Source organism: Erythrobacter westpacificensis, assembly GCF_039542285.1.
Classification (GTDB): Bacteria; Pseudomonadota; Alphaproteobacteria; order Sphingomonadales; family Sphingomonadaceae; genus Alteraurantiacibacter; species Alteraurantiacibacter westpacificensis.
The window spans coordinates 53,328-75,257 of sequence record NZ_BAABHV010000021.1 but is presented as its reverse complement, the minus strand read 5'-3'; the positions used below and the strand labels follow the sequence as shown (position 1 = coordinate 75,257).

Genomic DNA, 21,930 nt, shown 5'->3' with positions numbered 1-21,930 from the left:
CATCGAAATGGGACACTTGGCGTTTCAAGGTCCTTGCCAGCTGGCCTCAGCTAACAGGGCCGTGTCTCTCTTGAGTAAGGCAGGACGGTAGATTGACCGCAAGAATTTGAAGGTCGTCGATCTGGAGGCTCGTGGGGGAGGCATCGTCCCCATTCATCGATGAAAACGCGAGCTTCGGCCTGAACGGACGAGTTCCATTCTTGTCCTGCGCTAGCGTGAAGTGAAATGCAAAATCCTGCCAATGGCCATCGCCCTGGATGTTTTCATTGCCGTGTATTGTGAATGGAGCTTTCTCCAATGCTTCGAACCGCGCCATGCCGAGCGGGCGGCTCTGGCTTAGTGCGGTAACGCGAATATCGGTGTCAGCCCTGATCCGCCCCACGACCGAGAATTGATTCGATGGCAACACGCGCAGGAAAGTGGAGGTGGTCAAAGAAATCGTACCGTTGGCTTCATGTGCGGTCAGGTCGAGAAAATTACCCCCTACACCGCTGAATACATGATCGAACTCCCCACCGACCACTTTCAGAGACCGATCAATAGCATCGCCGAAGACCGCATTCTCGAAATCGCCCGATCGCAGGAGATCACGTGTATCGTCACATGTTTTCGGCAATGGCGTGGGTGCCGAGCCGCTCGCATGGCGCAAGTTAATAACCCCGTGACCGCCATTGCGAGAAATTCTGGTTCCTAGTTCTCTTGATAGCCGGGCGATCCGGTTCAGAACGTTTTCGCGCATTGAGCCGACCGCAGGCACCGGCCGGTAATCCAGTACACGGATGGGGATCATTTCCGCACGGATCACAACCCCATCCTCTAACCATGCACGGAGGGCGAAACTGCCATGCGTTTCGAGGAAATACTGGTCGAACAGGAAGTTGCCTGTCGAATAGGCAATCAGGGCTCCGTTATAGATCTCCAGCCCGTGGGGGACATGTGGATGGTGCGAGGCGATCAGGGTTGCACCGCTATCGACGGCTAGCTTCATGCGTCGCTCGCTCTCCTCGGTCGGGCCTTCGCTATATTCGCGACTGCCGTGATACTGAGCGATCACTTCGCATCCCGTTCCAGCCTCGCGCGATACGCTTGCCTTGATATTCGCATCGCTCCCATAGGCAGCGCCGCCTTTCCCGGGCTCGGCAATCTGGTTAGGTTCGACGCGGCCCTTCCAGCCGACATATCCCAGCAAACAGAAATTCTGCTTGCCTGCCTTCAGGCGCGAAGCCCGAAGCGCCTGTTCCTCATCCAGACCGGCACCCGACCATGCGAGCCCTGCCGCTTCTACCGCTTCGATCGTGGTGATGAGACCATCTTCGAGATAGTCATAGCTGTGGTTATTGCCGAGTGAGACATGGTCGAAGCCCGCGTCCTTCAACGCCTGAGCCAACTCGGGCGGAGCAAAGAACACGACACTTTTAGGCGGGGAATTGCCGAAATCGCGTGACGAGAGCACGATTTCCAGATTGACCGAAGCAAGGTCCGCACTTTCGATATAGGGTCGCATCGGTTCGAGCAGCGCCTTGATATCCGTCAGGGCATCGCTCGGATCGACTAGTGCCTTTTCACCCCAGATCGGCTCGATGTAACGTCGTCCGGCCATCGCATCGCCTGCGAAGAACAGCTCTGTCCGGCCGTCCTTGCGGGCCACCACTTCGATGCTTGGTATGCGCAGGCATTTGCACTGTGCATCGTAGATCTCCGCGATCCCGAAGGTCTGGATTGCGGTGTGAATGCTCTGGCCCTCGATCCGGACCTCGTAATATGCATGCGGTTCAAGTTCGGTGCGATAGCGTCCTTCATCATCGACCAGTGTAGGCTGCCTGTTGATGCTGGCCGTGATGCCGGTGAGATCGATTCCATCGAAAGATGTGTCGATTTGGCCGGTAACCGCCATGCCGTCGGCGGAGCCCGTGTCGGTCACGGAATGCGCGCATGCGGTGGCCAGTAGCGTCGCTGCGACAGCCAACCATTTTCCCACCGACCCGTCTCCCCAAGGTGTCAATCCTTGCATGGATTATCACTCGCACCAACCACCATGCCAAGCGGGTATCGCAATCTGCGCCATAGCTCCAAGCTATGGTCCCACTGCGGAAATGTCATGTCGCGGGGCGGTTCGTCGGCGCAGACTTATCTCATGGGACGGCCACGGACAGCCCTTGTCATAGGGGGAGGAATTATCGGAGTTACAAGTGCTTATGCACTAGCTCGTGATGGCTGGCGCGTACAGCTGGTGGAGCGCAACCATGATGTCGCGCTCGGCGCCTCGCTCGGCAATGGAAAACAGCTGAGTTACAGCCACACCAATGCGCTGGGGAGTCCCAAGATGATTCCCAAGATTCCGGGTCTGCTGCTGGGACTGGACGATTCCTTTCGGCTCAGTCTGCGCCCGGAATTGCGGTTCGTTGAATGGCTCCTGCGATTCATGGGCAATTCGACCGGCCCCGCCTATCGCCGGAACACGCTGCAAACGCTCGCGCTGGCAAATGAATCGCGCAGAGCGATAGATCGCTTGCTGGAACGGCACCTGATTGAGTTCGACCGTCGGAAGGTGGGCAAGCTGGTACTGCTGCGCGGAAGAAAGGAAGTCCAGGCGGCGCGCGCAAGCATGGAACTCAAGCAAAAGGCCGGGCTTCGTCAGAACCTGCTGAGTGCCGGAGAAGCGGCCGAGATCGAGCCGGCGTTGGTGCAAAGCTCCGACCCTTTGACGGCCGCACTCTACGCACCGGATGACGAGACCGGCGATTGCAACCTTTTCGCCAGTGAGCTGTCTGCATTGATTTGCCGCGAATATGGTGTCGGGGTCCTGACCGGACGCGAGGCCGTCTCGCTGGAACGTAAAGCCGGTGATACGCGGGTCAGGCTGGACACCGGTGAGATACTGTCTGCTGATCAGGTGGTGATAGCCAGCGGATATTGCGCAAGCCAGCTGCTCGCACCCCTGGGCCACAAGCTGCCGATTACACCGATGAAGGGCTATTCCTTTACCGCACCCATCGGGAATGCTCCTCCGCAGGTGTCGATTACCGACAGCAAACGCAGGATCGTTTTCACCCGGGCCGGTGACAGACTCTTGGTGGCCGGCATTGCCGAGATCGGGCGGCTGAATGCCTCGGTGGATCCCGCCCGGCTGGAATCGATGAAGCGATCTGCCCGACAATCGTTGCCCGAAGCTGCAGACTATTCAAAGGTAGATGCCGGATGGGCAGGTTTTCGGCCGATGACACCGAATTCGCAGCCTATCATTCGCCAACTGGAACCCGGAATAGCAGTGAATGCGGGGCATGGAATGCTCGGCTGGACGCTGGCGATGGGGTCCGCGGACCGCCTTTCACAGGCAGTCGCCCAGCACTAGTTTTCGGGACAGGCGCCCTCCTCTCAGGTGCCTGTCCCGATCTGTCAGCTAGACATCGTCCGCAGAGACATATTCCTCGACATCGATCTCGCCTGCCATACGGCCCACAGCGACCGCCACAACCGCGTCGCCTGTTACATTAGTCATAGTCCGCATCATGTCGAGCAGGTGGTTGATACCGGCGACAAAGGCGATCGTTTCGAGCGGCACACCGATTGCGGAAAGCACCAGGCTCATCATTATCAGCCCCGCGCCGGGCACACCCGCAGTGCCGATCGCACCCAGCGTCGCGGTTAGGCCGATCAGCAGGTAGGAAATCCACGTCAGTTCCACGCCGAAAGCCTGCGCGCCGAAAATCGCGATCACGCCAAGGTACATGGCCGTGCCATTCATATTGACCGTCGCCCCCAGCGCCACTGCGAAGCCGGAGATGCTCTTTGACACGCCCAGGTTCCGCTGAACGCAGCGCAGCGTGATAGGCAGGGTCGCGTTGGAGGATGCGGTCGAAAATGCGACCGCCTGAGCGTCCACAATCCCGCGATAGAAATCCAACGTGGGAAGTTTGGCAATGAAACGCAGGATCGCGGGGTAGACAAGCAGCAGGATAATCCCGCAGCCGACATAATTCAGGATCACCAACTTCGACAGTGGCATTAGCGCCTCGAAACCGAAGGTGCCCGCCACCCATGCCATGAGCGCGAAAACCCCGAAGGGAGTGAACTCCATCACGATGATGGTCAGGCGCTGCATAACTGCCGAGGCGGCCTCGATCCCGCGTGTAAGCGGCTTGGCCTCTTCACCCGTCATCAACAGCGCCATACCGAACATGATCGCAAAGATGATCACCGGCAAGATCTGGCCCTGCGCCATCGACATGACCGGGTTTTCCGGGACGATTGCGATGATCATCTCCACCAGCGACTGGTCCGGAGGAGGGGGTGGAGCAGTTCCATCGGGAAGCTCGATAACCAGTCCCGAACCAGGCTTCACCAGCGTGGCGAGCACCATGCCAGTGGTCACTGCAATGATCGCGGTCGAAAAGAACAGTGCCATCGCGCGCCCACCGACCGAGCCGAGCTTGCGGATATCGCCAATCGCCGCAACCCCGCCGACTAGGCTGAAGAAGATCAGCGGCACCACCAGCATCTTGATCAGCCGGATGAACAGGTCGCCAATCCATTTGATAGCGACGATGTCCTCGCCCACCGCGAACCCCGTCGCGACGCCGAGCACGAGCGCCAGCACCACCCGCTTCCATAGCGAGGTCGCAAACCACTTTTTCAGCATGACGTGTCCTTCAGCAGGGGTTCGCCCGGAAGCGCGCCGGTATAGTCGCCGTCCGCTATCAGCTGCTTGCCGTTGACGATGAGGTGGCGCACTCCGGCCGAATATCGCGTCGGCTCCTGGTAGGTCGCAAGCGGCGCAAATTTTGCGGGGTCGAAGACCACCAAATCTGCCGCATATCCGGGTGTTAGATAGCCGCGATCGGGAAGGCCGATAAGGTCGGCGCTGGCACCCGACGAACGACGGATAAAGCGGGTAAGAGGCATTGCGCCATCGACCACGAGATCGCGATAAGCCTTAGGAAAGCTTGCATATTTGCGCGGATGCCCGGTCGATCCGTCGGACCCGGTGACCACCCAGTCTTGCCGGGCGAAAGCGGCGATGTCGCTTGCGCTCATGTTGAAGGAGGCGACCCGCGCATCGCCCTGGCGCAGAATTGCTATGGCGGCATCGACCGGCTCCAGCTGCATGGCCTCTGCCGCTTGCGCCAGCGTCTGCCCCGGGGTGACCGGCGCATCTTCGAGGATGCCGGTGACTAGCAGCTTGTCGGCACCGCCCCTGCGCGCGAGGCCTTCGATCATGCCATCGCGGATACGGGCCGCCTCGGCCGGATCGGCAAGGCGCTTGCGCAGACTGCCCAAACCGCCTTCCAGCGCCCAGCGCGGAACCAGCGCGTTGCTGATCCGCGTTCCTGATGCTGCCCAGGGGTACTGGTCGGCAGTGACCCGCTGGCCATTCGCCCGCGCCGCCTCAACCAGGGCGATCATTTCCGAACTCTTGCCCCAAACCGCCGGGCCGAGAGCCTTTATATGAGAAATATGCACCGCGATCTGCGCCCGCCGCCCGATATCGAGCGTTTCCTCGACCGCACCGGTTACGGTAATGTTATAGGTGCTTTCGTCGCGCATATGGGTGTCGAAATAGCCGCCCATCGAGCCCGCGACCCGCGCGATCTCGACCACTTCATCGGTCGCAGCATAGTTCTGCGGAACGTAGTAGAGCCCTGCCGACAACCCCCATGCACCTTCGCACATCGCGGAACGAGCGAGCGCCGTCATCTGCGCCAGTTCGGCAGCGCTTGGTGCGCGATTTTCCTTACCCAGCGCCGCCTCACGGATCGGACCGAAGCCGGCAAGATACGCGACATTGGTGCCCACCCCGCCTGAGCGTGTGGCATCGGCCTGCGCAGCGATTTCGGGCTTGCCGTAGCCGTCATTACCGACAACGACCGTCGTGATGCCTTGGAAAGCGAAAGCAAGGTTTGCCCTGTCCATCGGATCATCCGAGGCGAGTTCCTCGTCCGCATGGGTGTGGGGATCGATGAAGCCCGGAGCGACAACGAGACCTCTGGCATCGATGCTGCTTTCGGCGCGATAGGTGCCTCTCGCGTCCGCACCGATGTACAAGATACGGCCATCGTCAATGACTACATCGGCGGTACGGCCTGCGGTGCCCGTTCCGTCGAACACCGTCCCGCCGGTGACGATCAGTTCGACGTCGGTCTTTCCGCTGTCTTCCGGAATTGTCTGGCAGGCTCCAAGCAAGGCGAGGCAAAGGCCCGAAACGATAGTTCGAGAAACCGGCCGGAAGGTCATTCGCTTTCGGTTTCCAGCAACGTCTTCATCATGGCCCGCGCTGCGGCGGTTCCGAGTGTCTTGACGAGCTCCCGATCGGTCTCGTCGCCCAGTTCGAATGTCGCCGTCGGAACGCCGTACTCGTCGTAGATCCAGTTTTTCGAAACACCCCGCCCCGCGCTATAGCCGGGTTCCTCGACCACCTCGTAGTTCGGGACCCGCGCCTGGTAGTCGGCCAGCCAGGCATCGGTAAAGCCGGGAGGATCGGTCTCAATGTCCTTCGAAAGCGTGTAGACCACGTCCTTCTGGGTCGAATGGAAATCCAGGAAAAACGTAAGATTGCGTGCAGGATCGGCTTCGATTGCGGCAATCATGTCTCCCATCAGCCGGGTTTCAGGCTGGCAGAACTTACCCCAATCCCGGTTGAGATCGACCCCGCCCGTCGCATGACGCCAGTGTCCACGTACGACACCGTCGGGATTGAGCATCGGGACGACTACCGTCTGGAACCGCGCGCGGAAACGGCGCGCCAGATCATTATCGGCGAGCAGTTCTTCGACGAAGGGAAACATTGCCAGCGCGCCGGACACCTCCGGCGGGTGCTGTCGCCCGACCAGCACAATGGATTCGCGCTGCTGTGAGAAAGGATCTGCGATCGTCAGGAGTGGAATGTCGCGTCCCTCCGCAGACTGGCCGAGTACACTGCGGCTGGCATCGGCATGCCTTTCCAATTTGCCAAGCCACTTGTCGTAGGTAGCAGGGACGACGATTTCTTGCGCCGAGATAAAAAACGGGCGACCATCGCTCTCCAGCGCGATCCTAGCCATTTTGCTACCCGCAAGCTCGCTCACCTTGACCTGCCCCTGGTCGAGATAAGTCCAAGTGACGCCGTCATAGCTGATTTTCGGCCAATAGCGGTGACCATGCTCGGTATAGGAAAGCGACAGTTTCATTTCGGTCGGTGCAGCCGGAGTTACGCGGAAGGCGTACCAGGGGCTGGGATTGATCGGCGGCTCGTCTTCGGGCGCGATCGTGATAGCGATATTCGTACCATCGCTGACCGTGCAACTGGCAAGCGCACCAGCGGGGAAATCCGTATCGACCGCCAGAAGGTTGCTTGCACAGCGCGCGCTTTTGAGGGCGCTTGCGGGTAACGAGGCGACGCTCGTTGCGTCGTGTGGCGTCGCGCAGGATGCAAGCAGCAAGCTACCGGCAAGAGATGCCAGGAAGAGTGTACGCATTTTGGCGGCTCCCTTGCCGGTAACAGCTTTCAGTTCAATCACTCCGGATGAAGCTCGTCAGAATTCCTTCCTGAGCGAAACGGAGAACTGGCGTCCCCGGGCAGAGTGCAGGTCGCTCATGAAGCCGAAGCTTTCGTCAGCAAGCGGCGGATCTTCGTTGAAGATGTTGTTGAAGCCCACCCGCAGGCGCGTCCCGTCGAACGCGGTGTCGTTCTCGATGGTGTAGCTCACCGCTACATTGAGCGTGAACCAGTCGTCAACGGTGTAGAACTCGCCCGTATCGTCCTGGGTGGCGCTGGTGTCCTGAACCTTGCCGACATAGCGACCGAAGAGGCTCGCAGTTACCGGACCGGAATCCCAGCGAAGAGCAGCAGTCCAGCGCCATTTCGGGCGGCCATTCTGCAGGCGGAGTTGGCCGATGTTGTCGATCGTGATCTCGTCCGGCAGCGTGCCGTCGTTGACCGCATCGAGCAACAATTGACCGTCAGGACCGGGCGTCTGGAAGAAGCTATCCAGATAGGCCGCATTCACCTTGATGTCGAAATCGCCTGCACCGAAGTCCGGCAGTGCGTAGAATAGGCCGAAGTCCCAGCCCTTCGACACGCGGCTGTCGAGGTTGCGATAGGGATCGAGCACGCGGATAACGGTGCCGGCAGGGGCAAGCCCGCTGCCCGCGAACAGATCGATCTGGTCCTGGTCCGGATCGGCGCGGATTACGTTCGGGTTGCTCGAACCTTGCAGGCGCAGCAGCAGGTCGAGAGCCAGCGCGTTTTCGTCGCCGAACACGCCAACGATACCATCCTGTTCGACGCGCCAGTAATCTGCAGTCAGCGTGAGGCCCGGAACGAAGTTCGGCTGGAAGACTACGCCGAGATTGATGCTCTCGGTATCTTCTGGCTGCAGTTCATTTGTGCCGGTACGCAGGCTAATCGTGCCCTGGCCCGAACAATCGCCGAAGTCGGTGATATCGCCGGCCTGGATCTGTGCGAAACACTGAACGAAGTCGTCCCGGGTGTTCGAACGGGTCGTGCCCAGGTCGTTGACCTGTACGAGGTTCGGCGCCCGGAAGCCCTGCGACCATGCGCCTCGGAACAGCAGCCCGTCGAACACGGTCCACGAAGCCGCGATGCGCGGAACGATGGTCGTCTCTTCAATATCACTGAAGCGTTCGAGACGGCCAGCCAGCTGAAGGTTGAATTCCTCCATCAGCGGGATGTCCATGTCGGGCGAGACAACCGGCACGAGTGCTTCGGCAAATGCCGAGTAGACTTCGCGATTGCCGCTGGTATCGGGCGAGGGACTCGATCCCATCACGTCGCTCCCGAAGAAGTCGCCCGAGAAGGAGTTGGTATAGGTGTTCGTACCGTCGAGGCGCGGATCGCGATCGTCGATAAAGGTCTCGCGGCGGAATTCGATACCGGTCGCAAGACCTACGGGACCGCCGGGCAGCTCGAATACGTCCGGACGCGAGAGCTTGAAATCGGCCAAGGCAAGGCTGGTTTCACCTTTGCGAAAAACATCGACCGTAAAGCTGTCGATCACCGATTGCGGATTGGGAGTGCAATCGCCTTCATCGGGATTGTCCACGCATGCCCCGTTGAAGGGGTTGTAAGCGTTCGCATCGCTACGGTTGATCGCCGCTTCGAAGAGAGCGTTCGAAACGCGGTTGCTGGTGAAGTCGGTGCTGTTTGCCTGCGAATAGAGGAAGCCGGTGTCGAAATCCCAACCCCACAGATCGCCGCGAAGTCCGGCCACGATGCGATAAACGTTCTTGTCGACGCGCACATTGCGCGGGCCTGCATCGATCGGACGATAATCCTCGATGATGATCGTCGCGCCGTCGGGACCGATCCCGTCGATGCCGCCGGTAAGACGGTTGGGATTGGGCGAACCATCAGGCAGCGTCGCAGCGCCCAGCGGGTTCCAGTAGGCTGTCGGCAAGACCGCGATTGGCACAGCAGTCAGGTTCGAACGCTGCTCGAGGTTGCGGTTGGAGTCCGAGCGGTAAAAAGATCCTTCGGCATAGAATTCGACCGAGGGGCTCAGCTCGTAGCTAAACAGACCGGCAAAGCTGTAGCGGTCCTTTTCGGAGAAGAGATCGCGATCTCCTTCGATATTATAGCGTTGTGCTCGATTGACCGTAGTGCCGTTATCGGCACACAGCCCGTTGCCCAGATCGAGGAATCGACTGTCCGATATCGCACTGACATCCTCGAAGGCTCCGCAGGGGCGAACGAAAAAATCATCGTCGTTGAGGTCGGTTGCGCTGCGCGATGCCTGGATATCGAATTCACCCCACGGCGTGTCATTCGAGCTATTATCGAAGCTGAGATCGCCCTCGAACTCAGTACCTTCGACGAACGGGCGTCGGTCGCTATCAGCAGCGTAGTCGCGGATTGAGGACGGGGCGCCATTTTCGTGGAAGTAGTAGCCGTAGAGGCTGACATTGCCGCGCCCGTCGGCGAAGTCGAAGCCATAGCCACCGCGCAGCGAATAGCTGTAGAGGCTGGTGCCCATCGACGCGCGGTAACCCCCTTCGAGGTATCCACCATCGAGATCGGGGCGCAGGATCGTGTTGACTACGCCGGCCACAGCGTCGGCGCCATATACTGCCGACGCGCCGTCACGCAGTACTTCGACGCGGCGGACGCTGCCGGGGACGATCTGGTTGGTGTCGGGCGAAACGACAGGGACCAGAAGCTCGGTCTGGAAGCCCGGGTTGAGGACCATGCGGCGACCGTTCAGCAGCAACAGGGTGTTGCCAGTGCCGAGCGCGCGAAGGTTGATCGAGGCAATGTCGCCGCGCGCGCCATTGACGCCGCCAACCGTACTCTGGTCGTTGAAGGCAACCGAACCGGCTTGCGGGATCGCACGGAACAGCTCGTCGCCCGACGCGGGGTCGATCGTCTCGACATCGGCCTCCGAGACCACGGTGACCGGCAAGACGTCGTCGACCTTGGCACCCTGGATCTGCGAACCCGTGACAATGATCACGGCATCGGTATCTGCGTCGTCATCGTCGACGGCAGGGGCGGGGGCTTCTGCCTCAGCGTCGGTCTCGGCAACATCCTGCGCCAAGGCGGGCTGAGCGGCTAGCGCTGCGAAAGCCGTACCGCACATCAGTGCGACTACCGACCTGGTTGACTTGATCATGTGATCCTCCCTCAATTCTTCTCACCCGCATCAAGTTCGGGCTATCGGACCAATGCTGCCCCAACTGGGATGCGTCGACAATCGCAACGGGCCAAGCATTTGGGAGCGTGGATATAGAGAAAGGTTATGGGTGGGGCGTGACGAGGGAGGAAATCGTTTCGTCGAACTCGTTCAATATGCTGCGCAGCGTCGCTACGGTGTGATCGACCAGCTCGTCATCGGCATGGTCGGCAAGGACATTGGCGTAGATCTGAAAGGTTGGGAAATCATCCAGCATGTAGCGGTGCAGTCCCGTGCCGAGATGCGAAAAGGCAGTATACTGGTCTGCAATCGCATAGCCGACACGTTTGCGCACCAGCGACAGGGCCATGTGATAGGTGTGAGTCGTTACAACCTCCAAGGGTTCGACTTCCTGCGTCGAGAGCACGTCCCCGATCAAGGCGCCTAGCGGCCCTGTTTCGCGCATCCCGATAAAATCGGTTTCGTGGAGGATCGATGAATCGATGCGCCTCTTGTCCTGTTGGATCGCATCGCCCGAGACCAGAACGAACCTGCCTTCTCCAAGGTGAAAGGACCTGAGCCGCGGATCCTCGAATTTTTCATATCCAATGCATAGGCCGCTGCGTCGCTCGTAAAGATCCTTGGCGATCTCGGCCGAATGGAGAGTCGTCAGTTCAAAACTGAATAATGGGTCGCTTTGGCGCATGCGCGCAATAAGCTCTGGCGCCACGGACAGGCTGAGCGCCGGAAGGATGCCAAGCCGCAAATGTCCGCCACGACGATTGCGGATATTGGAGGCCGAGCGCCTGAGCATCCTGATCTGATCGTAGATGTGTTCGACGTCGGAGTAGAGTTCTTGCGCTTCGGGGGTTGCAATCAAACGCCCCTTTTCGCGGCTGAACAAGTCGAACCCCAATTGATCCTCAAGGTGGCGCAGAACCTTGCTTACAGAAGGCTGCGAGACATTAAGGTTACGCGCGGCCCCACTGATCGAGCCCGCGCGATAGACATGGTAGAAGATTTCAATCTGTCGCAAGCGCATATGTGCTTGTGTGCCGTGCCAAGAAGGATGGCAAGCCTCAGGCGCTAATGTGTGTGGTAGGACACGCTGTCGATCATGGTGCTTTGGAGCAATTCGCCCATAGAGAGGGCTGAGAAACGGGGTCGACCATGTGCGGCGTGAGGAAAGGCTCATTAGCTGGTTTGGAATTTGGCGTTCATCGCTCGAAAGATCTATCTGGGTTCTGCGATGCCAAGCCGGTCCTGATGTCGTGAATCTTCATGTCGGTATTGCGCGCGATGTTCAGGGGCGACATTTACAGCGAGATTGTCCGCATCAAGGCCGTGAGCGGAACGACTGCTTTCGCCCATTTGACCGATGAAAGCTGACAGTCTACTCACGGCCAGTTTCAGTCATTGTGGGCAGCCAGGAGGTTAGGCTGGACATAGATCTCTCTCCTTATGCAAACTCGAAATCGGCAACGGTCGCCATTGCGACGGATTCTGAACTCGATTCGCGCGAAATCCGGCACCGGTGGCACGGGAATCCGTCGTCGCATGCGCTCATTTGCGTAAGGCTGTCGCAATATCAGGCCAACACAGAATAATGTTCAGAACTTAAGCTGGCTATGTCGTTTATCCTCCAAAGTCTCTAACCGTCCAGAATCGTTTCAAGTAACTCAAATCGCAAAAGATTCGTCTGAACTCCCGCTCGTTCGACCTCTTGCGTTGCTCAAGAAAGTTCTCATTATGTTCCGTAGAGGGGCTGCCAATGTCAAAGTGAGAACGCCCAATGTCCAATACCGAACGCATCATCCGACTTAAGACCGTACTCGACCGCACGGGCCTTTCGCGCTCGACCATTTATCGCAAGATCGCTGATGGCACATTCCCTTCGCAAGTGAAGATCAGCGTGCATGGAGCGGGCTGGCACGAGTCAGCCATCAATCGCTGGATCGCCGATCCTGTGCACTATCGTGAAGAGGAACCGGTGGGATGAGTGAGCAGCAATCTGTCGAGCCGATCTGCGTCAGGGTCAATGACGCTGCCCGCATGATCGGTGTCGGGCGCACAAAGCTTTATGAGCTGATCTCCAGCGGTGAACTCGAAACGGTGAAGATCGGCAAAGCAACGCGCATAACGACAGCCAGTCTGCACAATCTTGTTGAGCGGCATCGGGCAACGAATTGACCAGGCTGCCAACTCGCAATTGGACAGTGTCCGCACGTGCCATTATGCTGCACTTAGGCGCTCCGCGAACCGCGCATTTATTCAGCTTCTCGGCCAGAACGCTGAACCGAACCACCGTTAAATGAACAAAAATGTGGGGGAGAGTGTGGGGGAAGGTCTGCCTTTGTTCCAAGAATAGAATTGATATCAAAGCGTTATTTTAGCGGTTCGAATCAAGCCCTGCCACCACCGCCGCTTTTACGAAAAACGACCGCCCCGGCCATTGCCGCGACGGTCGCCTTCCCTCTCCAGCTCGGATCAGCGCTGTTGCTTTGCCAGCGCGCGTGCCCGGTGCAACACGGGCTCGGTATATCCTGACGGTTGCTTCGTTCCCGCCACGATGAGTTCTCGCGCAGCGTTGAGGGCGATCGAGTTTCGCTCGTTCCCGGCCATCGGGCGGTAGGACGGGTCGCCCGCATTCTGGGCATCGACCTTCGCTGCCATGCGGTGCAGGGCATCGTCCATCATCAGGCGGCTCACGATGCCGTGGTGCAGCCAGTTGGCGATATGCTGGCTGGAGATGCGCAGCGTCGCGCGATCCTCCATCAGGCCGACATCGTTGATGTCGGGCACCTTGGAACAGCCGATGCCGGCATCGACCCAGCGGACCATGTAGCCGAGGATGCCCTGTACGTTGTTGTCGAGTTCGCTAGCGATCTCCTCGGCGGACCAGTTCGCGTCCTCGGCAAGAGGGCCGGTCAGCAGCTTTTCGACCGGTATGATTCTCTCGCTCGCCCGTGCGCGCTGGCGTTCCGCCACGTCGCAGCGGTGATAGTGGACGGCGTGCAGCGTAGCCGCCGTGGGGGAGGGCACCCAGGCAGTGCTCGCCCCGCTTAGCGGATGGCCGATCTTTTCCGCCAGCATGGCCTGCATCCTGTCGGGCGCGGCCCACATGCCCTTGCCGATCTGCGCACGCCCGGCGAAGCCGCAGGCAAGGCCAATCTGGACGTTGCGGTCTTCGTAGGCGGCAATCCATTCCGCCTTTTTGATGTCGCTCTTGCGTTGCATAGGGCCCGCCAGCATCGAGGTGTGGATCTCATCACCCGTCCGGTCGAGGAACCCGGTGTTGATGAAGAACACCCGGTCTTTCACCGCGTGGATGCAGGCTGCGAGATTGGCGCTGGTGCGCCGTTCCTCGTCCATCACGCCGATCTTGATCGTGTTGCGATCAAGCCCGAGCATGTCCTCGACGGCTGCGAACAGGCTGTCTGCAAAGGCGCACTCTTCCGGTCCGTGCATCTTGGGCTTCACGATATAGATCGAGCCTGCGGCGCTGTTGCCGAGACGGCCAAGTCCCTTGAGATCATGCAGGCCGATCAGGCCGGTGACGGCGGCGTCCAGCAGTCCTTCGAAGATTTCCGAACCATCCGGCAGGTGAACGGCGGGGTTCGTCATCAGGTGGCCGACGTTACGCACCAACAGCAGGCTGCGGCTTCGCAAGCTGCGTTCGTCGCCGTGCATGTCGCGATATGTGCGATCGGGGTTGGCCGTGCGGACGACCTTCTCGTCACCCTTGCTGAAGCTGGCGACAAGATCGCCGCGCAGAGCGCCGAGCCAGTTGCGGTATCCGGCAACTTTGTCCTCTGCATCGACGGCGGCAACAGAGTCCTCAAGGTCGACAATGGTAGAGAGTGCGGATTCGAGCCGTACGTCTGCGATGCCAGCCGGATCGTGACTGCCGATGGGGTGCCGGTCGTCGATGACGATCTCGATATAGAGGCCGTTGTGCTTCAGGATGAAATTGTCGCCGATCGTGCCGACAAGCTGGTCTGGATTGGCGAGGGCGGGGACGCCACCGGTCCACTCGCTCCAGGTGCCTTCGGCGAGCGGGATTGCATGATCCAGAAATGCCTTGGCCCAGGCGATGACTTTTGCTCCGCGCTGAGCATCGTATTCCGCGCCGCGGGGCGTGGTGCCATCCAGCGCATCGGTGCCATAAAGGGCGTCGTAGAGACTGCCCCAGCGCGCGTTCACGGCGTTGAGGACGAAGCGGGCATTGAGCGCGGGGACTACCAGTTGCGGCCCGGCAATGGTGGCGATTTCGGGATCGACATTCGCCGTGCCGATTGTGAACGGCTCTGGCTCGGGCACGAGGTAGTCCATCCCGCGCAGCGTGCGTGGAGGGACGCCGATACCCGCATCGGGATTTGCGCGGTGCCAGTCGTCGATCTGCCCCTGCAACAGCTCGCGCCGCGCCAACAGGTCGCGATTTTGCGGCGTGAAGCGATCGGCAAGATCGGCGAGGCCTGACCAGAAGTCCTCGGCTTCGATTCCGGTACCCGGCAATGCCTCGAGCTCGATGAAATCGGCCAACACCGGGTCGACGGCCAATCCCGCGCGCTGGACTGTGCCGGCGCGCAGGGTAGTGGCATCGCCTTGCCGTTGCTGGCGAAGCGATGCGGTAGTCATCGGCCGAACCGTCCCATGCGGTGATGCAGGTTCACCAGCTTGCGGGTCTCGGCATTGTCTTCCCCGTTGCGGATGGCGACTGCCAGCGCGTTGCGGATGAGACCGAAATCTTCGGTCGAGAAGACCGGGCGGGCCATTGTCGGGTGTGCCATATTACTTCTCCTTCTTCGCGTTGCGCCGGCTCATGCGGCAAATTGATTCATGGTGTTGTTCTCGCCGCCGGCTTTCAGGGCTGCTTCTCCGGCGAAGGCTTCCTTGTGGTCGTCACCGATGTCGGAGCCGGCCATGTTCTGGTGCTTCACGCAGGCGATCCCCTGGCGGATTTCCTCACGCTGCACCTGCTTGACGTAGCCGAGCATCCCTTCCTCGCCGAAATAGCGCTTGGCGAGATTGTCGGTGCTCAGCGCTGCCGTGTGGTAGGTCGGCAGGGTGATCAGGTGGTGGAAGATGCCAGCCCGCTTCGCAGCATCGCGCTGGAAGGTGCGGATCTTCTCGTCTGCCTCTTTCGCCAGGTCGCTGTCGTCGTAGTGCTGGCTCATCAGCTGATCGCGTTCGAACATCGACAGATCGCGGCCCTCGGCTTCCCAGGCGTCGTAGACCTGCTGGCGGAAGTTCAGCGTCCAGTTGAAGCTGGGAGAATTGTTGTAGACGAGCTTGGCATTGGGCACGACTTCGCGGATGCGGTCGACCATGCCGGCGATCTGTTCGATGTGCGGCTTCTCGGTCTCGATCCAGAGCAGGTCCGCGCCGTTCTGCAACGCGGTGATGCAGTCGAGAACGCAACGGTCCTCTCCCGTGCCGGGGCGGAACTGGAACAGGTTGGACGGCAGGCGCTTGGGGCGCACAAGCAGGCCATCGCGGTTCATCAACACGTCGCCTTTCTCGCCGACGCCTTCCACGACCTCGCAATCGAGGAAGCGGTTGTACTGGTCGCCCAGGTCGCCCGGCTCGCGGCTGAAGGCGATCTGCTTGGTGAGGCCTGCGCCCAGCGAGTCCGTGCGGGCAACGATGATGCCTTCGGGCACGCCCAGTTCGAGGAAGGCATAACGGATCGCGCGGATCTTCTGCAGGAAGTCCTCGTGCGGAACCGTGACCTTGCCGTCCTGGTGGCCGCACTGCTTCTCGTCCGACACCTGGTTCTCGATCTGCAATGCGCAGGCACCGGCCTCGATCATCTTCTTGGCGAGCAGGTAGGTCGCCTCGGCATTGCCGAAGCCTGCGTCGATATCCGCGATGATCGGCACGACGTGGCTTTTGTGGTTGTCGATGGCCTGCTGCGCCTTTGCGGCAGCGGCCTCGTCACCGGCCTTGCGTGCCTTGTCGAGATCACGGAACAGACCGCCCAGTTCGCGGGCGTCGGCCTGGCGCAGGAAGGTGTAGAGCTCCTCGATCAGCGCGGGAACGCTGGTCTTCTCGTGCATCGACTGGTCGGGCAGGGGGCCGAACTCGCTGCGTAGCGCGGCGACCATCCAGCCCGAAAGATAGAGGTAGCGGCCGTTGGTGCTGCCGAAATGCTTCTTGATGGAAATCATCTTCTGCTGGCCGATGAACCCGTGCCAGCAGCCGAGCGACTGCGTGTACTGGGCCGGATCCTTATCGTAGGTTTCCATGTCGGCGCGCATCACCTTTGCCGTGTGGCGGGCGATATCGAGACCGCTCTGGAAACGGTTCTGCGACCGCAGGCGAGCGGCGAATTCAGGATCGATGCCCTGCCAATCGGCGCCATGGCGGTGCTTGATGCCGGTCTGGCGGTGAATTTCTTCGAAGTAAGTCATGGTGATACGGTCCTTGGCGTTGATGTCGCTTGACCGTCATGTGGCACCCGAATTGGCCGCCGTCGCGCTTTCCGGTGTAATGTTGTCGAACTTTACAAGATTTGCGTGTAAGGTTGTAAACTATGACACTCGCATTGGAATGACGATGGCCGCAAGGACGCTTTACCTCGGACCCCGCCTGAAGAAGCTGCGCCGCGAACTGGGGCTGACCCAGGCCAACATGGCGAACGATCTCGACATCTCGTCCAGCTACATCGCGCTGATGGAGCGCAACCAGCGTCCCGTGACGGCGGAGATGCTGCTGAAGCTGGCGACCACCTATCGCATCAATGTGGCGGACCTGGCGGACGAGGACGCCGACGAGACCGCCGCGCGGCTGCAATCGGCCCTGCGCGATCCGCTGTTCGCGGACATCGCCATCGAACCTCTCGATATAGAGGACATCGCCACCAGCTATCCCGGCATGGCCGAGGCGCTGCTGCGGCTGCACACCGCGTTCGGCGAGGAGCAACTCGCCCTTGCCGAGCGGCGGGATGCAGCGCCGACCGAAAGCGCCGGAGCGGCACCCAGCGATCCGGTGGGTGAGGCGAGGGCATTCCTGGCTGCGCGCAGAAACTGCTTTCCCGAACTGGACGACAGCGCCGCCGCGCTCTCGAAGAAGCTCGATTCCTTTGCAGCGATGAAGGATCACCTTGCCGAGAACCACCAGCTCGACTTGCGCCTGACCGACGACGGGCTGCTGCGCGGCGCGCTGCGCTGGCACGACTATCACCGGCGGCGCATCCATGTGTCGGAGCGGATCGACCAGGCCGGGCGTCGCTTTCAGGCGGCATTGCAGATCGCCATTCTCGAACAGAAGCAGCCGATCGCGCGCATCGTCTCCGAAAGCCGTCTCACCAGCGAGGATGGCAAGCGGCTCGTCCGGCGTGCGTTGCAGTCATACTGGGCCGCGGCCTTGCTGATGCCCTACCGCGCCTTCGCCAAGGCTGCCGAGGACCTGCGCTACGATGTGGAGGCCCTGTGTTCGCGCTTTGCCGTAAGTTTCGAGCAGGCGGCACACCGCCTCACCACATTGCAGCGGCCCGGCGAGGAAGGCGTGCCTTTCTTTTTCCTGCGCGTCGACCGCGCGGGCAATGTGTCTAAGCGGCTGGACGGCGCTGGCTTCCCCTTTGCGCGGCACGGCGGCGGGTGCCCACTCTGGAACGTGCACACGGTGTTCGACCAGCCAAACGTGGTCGACGCGCAGTTGATCGAACTGCCCGACGGGGAGCGCTACGTTTCCATCGCGCGCACGGTGCGGGGCGGGGGCGGCGCATTTGGCGTTCCGCGCGTGGTAAGGTCCGTGGCGATCGCATGCTCGGCATCGCATATGGCCAACCTGGCCTATGGCGAAGCCTTGGCAGACAGCGAGCCGACGCCCATCGGCGTGGCCTGCCGCCTGTGTCACCGGCCGCGGTGTATAGCCCGATCCGCCCCGCCGATGGGCCGCGAGATAGGGCCGATGCGATTCCGCGAAAGCGGTGTGCCGTTCGACTTCTCGATGGAATAGTGCGTCCTAACGGGACGGCAGGCCGGCGAGCTTCGCCTCTACCATCGAGCGGATGTCGATCCTTGCTTTCATGCGCGCCGCCAATAGGGCGGTGCCGCTGATCTTGCGCTGGGCGAACAGCATTTCCGCCGGTGGCAAGTGCCAGGCAGCCTTATCCTGGGCGATGGCCATGCCTTCCTCGCGCACCGTCTTCACGAAAGACCGGTCGCCGAAATCGAAATCGCCGGGCTTGCCTAGCTCATTCACGATCACCGCGATGATCCTGTCAAGGTTTGCACGGTGCGCGTCTGCCGTGTGGCGGGAGAGAAAGCCCGCCGCAATCGCGGCCTCGGCAATCGCCTCGTGATCTTCGGCCAACCCTGCAGCCAGTAGCCTGCGATAGCTCTCGGTAATGTGCGGCGAAACCTCGCGCGCCGCGCCGAAATCGAGCAGCACCAGCTTCTCGCCATCGTCCGAGATCCGGTAATTGGCGAAGTTCGGATCGGTCTGCATCAGGCCGAAGTCGAACAGTTCGCGCAGCACGAGGGCGACCAGCCGCTCCATCATGGCGTCGCGCACTTCTTGTGGTTCGTGCTCAAGCGTATCGATGGATCGGCCCGGCACGAAATCCATCGCGAGCACATTGGTAGTTGTAAGATCGGCGTGAAAGCCGGGGACGATGTATTCGCTCTCGCCTGCCAGCAATTCGCCGTAAGCCCGCATCTGTCGCGCTTCGCGCTGGTAGTCGGCCTCTTCATGCAACTGCTGCTTCGCTTCTCCGAGTAGGGGAGCGATATCCAGGTGCCTGGGAAGCATGCCCGACACCCGCAGCAGGGTGGCGACATTGTCGACATCGGCATCGATCGATTCGCGTACGCCGGGGTATTGAACCTTGATCGCCAGGTCGCGCCCATCGCGGGTCTTGGCGCGGTGAACCTGCCCGATGGATGCGGCTGCAAGGGGGCGGGGGTTGAAATACTTGAACTCGCGCCGCCAGCCATTGCCCCAGTCCTTCGCCAGCACGGCCTCCAGCTGCTTGGGAGGCATGGAGTGGGCGTTCTCACGAAGCCGCGCCATGATTTGCGCCAGTTCGGGGGGCAGCACGTCGCCCGCATCCATGGAAACCATCTGGCCAAGCTTCATCGCCGCGCCGCGCAGTTCTGAAAGCCGGTCCGCCACGCGGCCCACGTTCCCCGGCGTCAGCAGCAATTCATTGAGACGAGGCCGCTTTCCTTCCGCGAGCCGGCGCGCGCCCTCGGCCATGACGCCACCCGCGAGGCCACCTGCGAGGCGACCGAATTGGCCGAGTCGAGCGCGGCGGTTGCCGGGAACGGCGCGTGTGTCGCCATCGTTATCCTTGTCAGACATCTGCAATAGCTGGTGTGCGCGGCAGCGAAACGCCAGCGGGGACAAAAGGCGGTATCGCTTGTGAGCGCAGCGGCAACAGCATAGGTAAAGGCGATGGCTGGTGAACTCAGAGACAATCGCGGTCGCGGCGATGCCGAGTGGGGCTTCCCCCCGATCCATCCCGAGGGTCGCAAATTCGGCATGATTGCCGTGGCAATCGCGCTGGCGGTGCTGCTGATCTTCGACTGGGGCTGGCTGGGCTGGCCGCTGCTGCTGTTATCGGCGGGCGTCTTCGCCTTTTTCCGCGATCCCGAACGTGTCGTCCCGCAGGGCCAGCAGCTTATGGTCTCTCCAGCCGACGGGCTGGTGACACTGATTTCGCAGGTAACGCCGCCTGTAGAGCTTCAGGGTGCCACGGAGGATGGTGGCCGTGGGCTCGGTAAGGAGCCGGTGACGCGCATTTCCATCTTCATGTCGGTTTTCGACGTGCACGTGAACCGTTCGCCGATATCGGGCACGATCAGACGTATCGTCTATATTCCCGGTACTTTCATGAACGCGGACCTGGACAAGGCGAGCGAGGAAAACGAGCGCCAGCACGTGCTGATCGAGCGGGGCGACGGGACCGCCATCGGCTTTACGCAGATTGCCGGAATGGTGGCGCGGCGGATCGTGCCGTTCGTGAAGCCGGGCGATATCGTTGCCGCCGGTCAGCGCGTGGGGTTGATCCGCTTCGGCAGCCGGGTGGACGTGTACCTGCCCGCAGGGACGGAACCGAAAGTGCTGCTGGGGCAGCGCGTGATTGCAGGAGAGACAGTGCTGGCCGAGATCGGGACGGTGGGACTGCTTGAAGGAGTGAGCCAGTGAAGCCAGGCCAGGACGACACCAAGGACTTCGACGAGGACGAGACAGTTACTGCCGGGCCAGCGTGGCTTGGTCCCAAGGCCAGCGAGCATGAGCGGGTAACGCGGTCGCGTGCGGGCAAGGGACTGTCGCTGCGCGCGGTGCTGCCCAACGCGATTACGGCTGCTGCCTTGTGCTCGGGGCTGACGAGCATCCTTTTCGCGATCGGCGGGCAGTGGCCGCAGTCGGTCTTCGCCATGATCCTTGCCGGCGTGCTGGACGCGATGGATGGCCGCATCGCCCGCTTGCTGAAGGCGCAATCGCGCTTCGGTGCGGAACTCGACAGCCTTTCGGATTCGGCGAGCTTCGGCATTGCACCAGCGCTGGTGCTTTACCTCTGGGCACTCGTCGATGCACCGCGCCTCGGCTGGCTGGCGGCACTGGCCTACGCCATTTGCTGTGCGCTCCGGCTAGCCCGCTTCAACGCGCAGATCGACATGGAAGAGCAGCCGCACAAGTCGGCCGGTTATCTCACCGGTGTTCCTGCACCGATGGGGGCAGGCTTCGCCTTCATGCCGGTCTATCTCTGGCTGGCGACCGATGCGCCGATTTTCCGCGAACCCCTGCTGGTGGGCCCCTGGATCATCCTGGTTGCCGTGCTGATGGTTTCCAATATGGCGACACCCAGCTGGAAATCCCTCACGCCTTCCGGCGATTTCAAGCTCGCCTTCATCGCGGTGGCCGGTCTTCTGGTGGGCGGCCTGCTGATCGAAACCTGGTGGACGCTGGTGCTGATAGGCGTTGTCTACATGGCGCTGATCGTGTGGTCGGTCAGCGGCTATGCGAAAGTGAAGCGGGAGATGCGCGCTGCGGCAACGGGCGATGGCCCTGCCGATGAGGCGAGCGCTACGCCGCCAGGCGCGCGAAAGCCTCTTGCGGTCGACGAAGTGGACGCGGCGCTGTCTGAGAAGCGCGACCGATAGCGGCAAGTTCGCGGCGCGTCTCGTGCCAGCGGACAACGCCATAGCGGATGCAGGCGTGGCAGGAGAGCAGGGCAATCGCTGCCACCAGTCCGAAGAAGATCGAAATAACCAGTGCAAATGCCATAAACCGAGTTCCTTTGGCTCAAAGCCCCTCCGGCGACCAACGAATGCCGGAACTGCCCGTTTGTTCCGGTTGCGTTCTTTGTTCCACT

Annotated in this window: 16 protein-coding genes; 6 read left to right on the top strand and 10 right to left on the bottom strand. The window is 60.9% G+C overall.

Annotated features, from left to right (window positions below; all coding sequences use genetic code 11):
- Positions 1 to 46 precede the first annotated feature (46 nt).
- Positions 47 to 1,978: a CapA family protein gene (locus tag ABFX23_RS13170; protein WP_346033470.1), complete on the bottom strand. Its 1,932-nt coding sequence runs from the start codon at positions 1,976 to 1,978 to the stop codon at positions 47 to 49.
- Positions 1,979 to 2,035: 57 nt separating this feature from the next.
- On the opposite strand from ABFX23_RS13170, the gene ABFX23_RS13165 reads away from it, so the two are divergent.
- Positions 2,036 to 3,352: an FAD-dependent oxidoreductase gene (locus ABFX23_RS13165; RefSeq protein ID WP_346033469.1), complete on the top strand. Its 1,317-nt coding sequence runs from the start codon at positions 2,036 to 2,038 to the stop codon at positions 3,350 to 3,352.
- Positions 3,353 to 3,400: 48 nt separating this feature from the next.
- On the opposite strand, the gene ABFX23_RS13160 is transcribed toward ABFX23_RS13165, so the two are convergent.
- From ABFX23_RS13160 to ABFX23_RS13140, 5 genes are all read right to left on the bottom strand, one after another.
- A complete protein-coding gene (locus ABFX23_RS13160; RefSeq protein ID WP_346033468.1) occupies positions 3,401 to 4,639 on the bottom strand; it encodes a dicarboxylate/amino acid:cation symporter in 1,239 nt (412 codons plus the stop codon).
- Positions 4,633 to 6,231, bottom strand: coding sequence for an N-acyl-D-amino-acid deacylase family protein (locus ABFX23_RS13155; RefSeq protein ID WP_346033467.1), 1,599 nt, complete (start codon positions 6,229 to 6,231; stop codon positions 4,633 to 4,635). Before ABFX23_RS13155 ends, ABFX23_RS13160 begins: the two co-directional genes overlap by 7 nt.
- Positions 6,228 to 7,493, bottom strand: a complete 1,266-nt coding sequence (locus ABFX23_RS13150; protein ID WP_346033466.1) for a M14 family metallopeptidase — start codon at positions 7,491 to 7,493, stop codon at positions 6,228 to 6,230. Before ABFX23_RS13150 ends, ABFX23_RS13155 begins: the two co-directional genes overlap by 4 nt.
- A 15-nt stretch (positions 7,494 to 7,508) precedes the next feature.
- Positions 7,509 to 10,604 carry a TonB-dependent receptor domain-containing protein gene (locus ABFX23_RS13145; protein WP_346033465.1) on the bottom strand — a complete coding sequence of 1,032 codons (3,096 nt, stop codon included), beginning with the start codon at positions 10,602 to 10,604 and terminating at the stop codon, positions 7,509 to 7,511.
- A 124-nt stretch (positions 10,605 to 10,728) separates the two neighbouring features.
- Complete coding sequence (locus tag ABFX23_RS13140) at positions 10,729 to 11,640, bottom strand: LysR family transcriptional regulator (RefSeq protein ID WP_346033464.1); 912 nt, start codon at positions 11,638 to 11,640, stop codon at positions 10,729 to 10,731.
- Positions 11,641 to 12,396: 756 nt separating this feature from the next.
- Here ABFX23_RS13140 and ABFX23_RS13135 point away from each other — a divergent pair.
- Positions 12,397 to 12,603 carry a helix-turn-helix transcriptional regulator gene (locus ABFX23_RS13135; protein WP_346033463.1) on the top strand — a complete coding sequence of 69 codons (207 nt, stop codon included), beginning with the start codon at positions 12,397 to 12,399 and terminating at the stop codon, positions 12,601 to 12,603.
- Complete coding sequence (locus ABFX23_RS13130; RefSeq protein WP_346033462.1) at positions 12,600 to 12,794, top strand: helix-turn-helix domain-containing protein; 195 nt, start codon at positions 12,600 to 12,602, stop codon at positions 12,792 to 12,794. The genes ABFX23_RS13135 and ABFX23_RS13130 overlap by 4 nt, the downstream gene beginning before the upstream one ends.
- 297 nt (positions 12,795 to 13,091) lie before the next feature.
- On the opposite strand, the gene ABFX23_RS13125 is transcribed toward ABFX23_RS13130, so the two are convergent.
- From ABFX23_RS13125 to ABFX23_RS13115, 3 genes are read right to left on the bottom strand one after another with little or no spacing between them, the layout of a single operon-like run.
- On the bottom strand, positions 13,092 to 15,242 hold the full coding sequence (locus ABFX23_RS13125; RefSeq protein ID WP_346033461.1) for a malate synthase G: 2,151 nt from the start codon (positions 15,240 to 15,242) through the stop codon (positions 13,092 to 13,094).
- Positions 15,239 to 15,394, bottom strand: coding sequence for a hypothetical protein (locus ABFX23_RS13120; protein WP_162925080.1), 156 nt, complete (start codon positions 15,392 to 15,394; stop codon positions 15,239 to 15,241). Before ABFX23_RS13120 ends, ABFX23_RS13125 begins: the two co-directional genes overlap by 4 nt.
- A 30-nt stretch (positions 15,395 to 15,424) precedes the next feature.
- Positions 15,425 to 17,017 carry an isocitrate lyase gene (locus ABFX23_RS13115; protein WP_346033460.1) on the bottom strand — a complete coding sequence of 531 codons (1,593 nt, stop codon included), beginning with the start codon at positions 17,015 to 17,017 and terminating at the stop codon, positions 15,425 to 15,427.
- 145 nt (positions 17,018 to 17,162) lie between these two features.
- Between ABFX23_RS13115 and ABFX23_RS13110 the strand changes: the two genes are divergently transcribed.
- On the top strand, positions 17,163 to 18,566 hold the full coding sequence (locus ABFX23_RS13110) for a helix-turn-helix domain-containing protein (RefSeq protein ID WP_346033819.1): 1,404 nt from the start codon (positions 17,163 to 17,165) through the stop codon (positions 18,564 to 18,566).
- A 6-nt stretch (positions 18,567 to 18,572) separates the two neighbouring features.
- Here ABFX23_RS13110 and ABFX23_RS13105 read toward each other — a convergent pair whose 3' ends face one another.
- Entirely contained in the window at positions 18,573 to 19,913 is a 1,341-nt protein-coding gene (locus tag ABFX23_RS13105) for an ABC1 kinase family protein (protein WP_346033459.1), read from the bottom strand.
- Positions 19,914 to 20,006: 93 nt separating this feature from the next.
- On the opposite strand from ABFX23_RS13105, the gene ABFX23_RS13100 reads away from it, so the two are divergent.
- Positions 20,007 to 20,759, top strand: coding sequence for a phosphatidylserine decarboxylase (locus ABFX23_RS13100; RefSeq protein ID WP_346033458.1), 753 nt, complete (start codon positions 20,007 to 20,009; stop codon positions 20,757 to 20,759).
- Complete coding sequence (gene pssA, locus ABFX23_RS13095) at positions 20,756 to 21,718, top strand: CDP-diacylglycerol--serine O-phosphatidyltransferase (RefSeq protein WP_346033457.1); 963 nt, start codon at positions 20,756 to 20,758, stop codon at positions 21,716 to 21,718. Before ABFX23_RS13100 ends, pssA begins: the two co-directional genes overlap by 4 nt.
- The last annotated feature ends 212 nt before the right edge of the window (positions 21,719 to 21,930 follow it).

Coding starts and splice junctions, on each gene's coding strand:
- ABFX23_RS13165 (WP_346033469.1), top strand. CDS start 2,036: ATGCCAAGCGGGTATCGCAATCTGCGCCATAGCTCCAAGCTATGGTCC.
- ABFX23_RS13160 (WP_346033468.1), bottom strand. CDS start 4,639: ATGCTGAAAAAGTGGTTTGCGACCTCGCTATGGAAGCGGGTGGTGCTG.
- ABFX23_RS13155 (WP_346033467.1), bottom strand. CDS start 6,231: ATGACCTTCCGGCCGGTTTCTCGAACTATCGTTTCGGGCCTTTGCCTC.
- ABFX23_RS13145 (WP_346033465.1), bottom strand. CDS start 10,604: ATGATCAAGTCAACCAGGTCGGTAGTCGCACTGATGTGCGGTACGGCT.
- ABFX23_RS13135 (WP_346033463.1), top strand. CDS start 12,397: ATGTCCAATACCGAACGCATCATCCGACTTAAGACCGTACTCGACCGC.
- ABFX23_RS13130 (WP_346033462.1), top strand. CDS start 12,600: ATGAGTGAGCAGCAATCTGTCGAGCCGATCTGCGTCAGGGTCAATGAC.
- ABFX23_RS13125 (WP_346033461.1), bottom strand. CDS start 15,242: ATGACTACCGCATCGCTTCGCCAGCAACGGCAAGGCGATGCCACTACC.
- ABFX23_RS13120 (WP_162925080.1), bottom strand. CDS start 15,394: ATGGCACACCCGACAATGGCCCGCCCGGTCTTCTCGACCGAAGATTTC.
- ABFX23_RS13115 (WP_346033460.1), bottom strand. CDS start 17,017: ATGACTTACTTCGAAGAAATTCACCGCCAGACCGGCATCAAGCACCGC.
- ABFX23_RS13110 (WP_346033819.1), top strand. CDS start 17,163: ATGGCCGCAAGGACGCTTTACCTCGGACCCCGCCTGAAGAAGCTGCGC.
- ABFX23_RS13105 (WP_346033459.1), bottom strand. CDS start 19,913: ATGTCTGACAAGGATAACGATGGCGACACACGCGCCGTTCCCGGCAAC.
- ABFX23_RS13100 (WP_346033458.1), top strand. CDS start 20,007: ATGGCTGGTGAACTCAGAGACAATCGCGGTCGCGGCGATGCCGAGTGG.